Source organism: Flavobacterium sp., from assembly GCF_044368625.1.
Taxonomy (GTDB): Bacteria; Bacteroidota; Bacteroidia; order Flavobacteriales; family Flavobacteriaceae; genus Flavobacterium.
Genome location: NZ_JBIPPD010000268.1, coordinates 1 through 3,711, shown reverse-complemented (window position 1 = coordinate 3,711; position 3,711 = coordinate 1). Strand labels below are relative to the sequence as shown.

The following is a 3,711-nucleotide window of genomic DNA, read 5'->3' as shown; positions in this document are numbered from 1 at the left end:
ACTTTTTGAATTGGTTTTGTACATTTGTTGGTAGCACTAAATAATACGCAACCAATTCTGAGGCAAAGAAAACACTGTCTCAAACCCCGCTGGCAAAGGAATTCCCAGAATTCCTATAATTCCGGACAATTCCGTAAAATACCTTAAGGTCTATGCAAAAAAATACTTTAGAAGCGTTTAAAAAAGCAGTGAAAGAGAAATATGAAATTGAAAAATTGGGCATTCATTCCTCTTTTTTATTGCATCCTTCGCGCGCCAAATTGCGTAATTTGTGTTTTGAAGTATTGAAAGAAAATTCTTATACACCTGATTTATTGTGCTTTCGAGCTTTTTTAGGATTTGAGTTTAATCCGAATAGTTTCCAAAAATTAAAAGCAGCAACGGATAAATTCAGACCCATCGAAACCTTTTTTAAAGGAGAAACAGACCTTACTGATTTGGAAAGTGTGCAAATGGCGGCAATTTTAGTCGATTTTTCACCCCGACCTTACCTTAAATATGCCAAATTTGAAAGTGTTGCACTACCCGAAACAGCTTCAATTGCTCTCCAAACCGAACGTTCGAACCAAGGGCCAACCAGCCAAATTGAGAACGGAAAAACGCTTCTAATCAAACCTGAAAATCCGAGAAATACCAAACCGATCCTCTTAAAAAATGACTATGTTAGCAATCCAGCCTATTGGATCGTCCCTTTATTTGCTGCAGTCCTTCTTTTTTACGGATACCAAGCCATAAACGCCAAGGGATGCATGCAATGGAACAACGACCATTATGAAGTTGTAGATTGCAAAACAGAGCAATTGGGCCTGCTTACCGCGAATGAAAAAAAGCCCATAAATAGCCAACTTTTATCACTGCGAAAAATAAATGTGTGCGATACCACTACTTTTTTCAAACATGAAAAAGCGTTGGTATGGTATTGTAAAAAAAATAAAAATCAACTGGAGTACTTTAACGGTCCTGGATATCATCCCGAAAGCGGAAAAGCGCTGAAACCCATTACCAAGTACATGATTAAGAAGTATGTTTTAAAAACTCCAAAATAAAAAATCCAAACTGTTCAACATATCACTTAACCTACAACCCAGAACCAAACAAATGAAAATTCTTCACACCGCCGATTGGCATTTGGGTCAATTATTTCACGAATACGATCGCACTTTTGAACACCAAGCGTTTTTAAATTGGCTACTCAAAACAATTTTTGAGGAGCAAATCGAAGTCCTGCTCATCAGCGGCGATGTATTTGATATTTCTAATCCTTCAGCGGCATCCATAAAAATGTTTTATTCTTTTTTGCAAAAAGCTACCCAACAAAATAGCGCTCTGCAAATTGTGGTTACTGCTGGAAACCACGACTCTGCGTCTCGATTAGAAGCACCCAAACCACTTTTGGAATCTTCCAACATTCACCTCATCGGCACCATTGAAAAACGGACCGATGGAACTATTGATTATGAAAAATTGATTATTCCGTTACGAAATAAATCGGGAGAAATTGCCAGTTGGTGTCTTGCCATTCCGTTTTTACGAATGGGCGATTATCCCAATATTCAAGGGGTTGAAAATCCCTACACTGCCGGTGTAACCGAATTTTACCGAGAGGCTTTAACTTTCGCCAAAACCAAAAAGACGAACGAGCAAACCCTTATCGCGATGGGACATTTGCATGCACAAAATGCAGAAATTTCAGATATGGACTGTTCAGAGAGAGGAATTATTGGCGGAATCGAAGGTGTTTCTGCTCAAGCTTTTCACTCCGATATTAAATATGTGGCATTGGGTCACATTCACAAAGCACAACGCGTGGGTGGTAACAATCACATTAGGTATTGTGGAAGTCCACTACCGATGTCGTTTTCCGAAAGAAATTACAAACACCAAGTGATTTTTTTTGAGTTAGAAAATGAAATAAAAAATCTAAAACAAATCGAAATCCCCGTTACAATCCCGCTGTTGCAAATTCCCTCCAAGCCAGCAACTTTAGCCAATGTACTTATAGAATTGCACCAGCTACCGGATAAAAATGATACCGAACAAGCACCGTACCTCGAGATTCACGTACTTTTAGAAGAACCCGAACCTGCTTTGCGTCATAAAATAAACGAAGTTTTACAACATAAAAATGTAAAACTCGCACGTATTCAGCCGCATTATCGGCATAAAAAAAAGTTGTCGGCCGATAATGTGCCGCAAGAACTACTAGCCGAATTACAACCGATTAGCGTTTTTAAAAAATCCTATAGTTCCAAATACGCCACCGATGTTCCCGAGCATTTGATGCAATTGTTTCAAGAAACCATAAACGAAGTAAATTACTCCGAAAAATAATTTTTTTGCAAAAAATCAATCCCTTTTTACAAATAAAAAAACAAACCAACTTCTATGAAAATCAACGCCATACGAATCAAAAATCTGGCTTCACTCGAAGGACTTACCGAAATTGATTTTACCGCCGAACCTTTGGCTTCAGCCGGAATATTTGCCATAACAGGCCCAACAGGCGCCGGAAAATCAACCGTCTTAGATGCACTTTGTTTAGCTTTGTACGGAAAAACACCGCGTTATTTGCAAGCCAAAGAAATGGGAATCGAAATCCACGATGTCGAAGGAACTACGATGAGTCAAGGAGACGTTCGAGGCATTTTGCGCGACGGCACTTCGAATGGCTTTGCAGAAGTTGATTTTATGGGCATCGACGGTCAAAATTACCGCGCCAATTGGAGTGTTCGACGGGCAAGAAATAAAGCAGAAGGCAGTTTGCAAGCCGACCAAATTACGTTAAAAAACATATCGAACCCTATTGATTTACCCGGAAAAAAAGCCGAAACTTTAAAAGAAATTGAACGCTTGGTGGGATTAAATTTCGAACAATTTACCCGATCGGTTTTACTGGCACAAGGCGATTTTACCGCATTCATGAAAGCGAATAAAGACGAGAAATCCTCGCTTTTGGAAAAACTCACGGGAACACACATTTACTCGGAAATTTCTAAGAAAATATTTGAAAAATGCCGAAACGAAGAAAATATACTTCGCGAACTGCATATTCGAAGAGATGGAATTTCAGTTTTGACCGAGTCAGAAATGAGTGAACTGAAGGAACAAGAAATTGGATTAACTGCTCAAATAGAACATCTTAAAAAAGAAATAGCATTGCTTTCCAACGCAATCAATTGGCACAAACAATTGGAAATTTTTTCAAAAACGAAAGAAGAAGCTTACACTTACTTACAAAATGCAAACAAAGCAGTATTAGAATCCGAAAGTAGAAAAAACCACCTTTTTCAGGTAGAACAAGCTCAAACCTCTAGGTCGTGGTACGATGCTTTGCAAAACAACCAAAAACAACTAGCCGAACAAAATACCAGCTTAGTCAGTCTATCAGAAAGTATGTCAAGCTTGCTTTCTCAAAAAGAACAACTCACCCATCAACTTAAAAAAGAGGAATTGTATTGGGAAAAAGCAGTCGATTGGCAAAAAGAAGCACTTCCAAAATTGACCGAAGCCAAAAAACTCGACACCCTACTTGCCGAAAAAATAAAACAGTCTGTTCTTGCTAAAACAGAATTGGAAACTGCCAAAATAAAACAAACGAACTTCTTAAATGAGGTTTCTGCAAAAGAAGTAGAATTAGCACAAATTGCCAAGAAAATACAATCGGCTCAGGAATGGCAAAACAAACTTGAAGCTAAAAAACCAATTGCAATC

3 protein-coding genes are annotated in these 3,711 nt (G+C 38.4%); all 3 read left to right on the top strand.

Annotated elements, in window-relative coordinates; all coding sequences use genetic code 11:
* Positions 1–152 precede the first annotated feature (152 nt).
* Entirely contained in the window at positions 153–1,046 is an 894-nt protein-coding gene (locus ACIQ2X_RS14610) for a hypothetical protein (RefSeq protein WP_396179688.1), read from the top strand.
* 52 nt (positions 1,047–1,098) lie between these two features.
* Entirely contained in the window at positions 1,099–2,331 is a 1,233-nt protein-coding gene (locus ACIQ2X_RS14605; protein WP_396179687.1) for an exonuclease SbcCD subunit D C-terminal domain-containing protein, read from the top strand.
* A 54-nt stretch (positions 2,332–2,385) separates the two neighbouring features.
* The coding region (locus ACIQ2X_RS14600; protein WP_396179686.1) for an AAA family ATPase at positions 2,386–3,711 on the top strand (1,326 nt) is incomplete at its 3' end.

Bases quoted from the DNA above. Each gene is read 5' to 3' on its own strand.
- ACIQ2X_RS14610 (WP_396179688.1), top strand. From the start codon at position 153: ATGCAAAAAAATACTTTAGAAGCGTTTAAAAAAGCAGTGAAAGAGAAA.
- ACIQ2X_RS14605 (WP_396179687.1), top strand. From the start codon at position 1,099: ATGAAAATTCTTCACACCGCCGATTGGCATTTGGGTCAATTATTTCAC.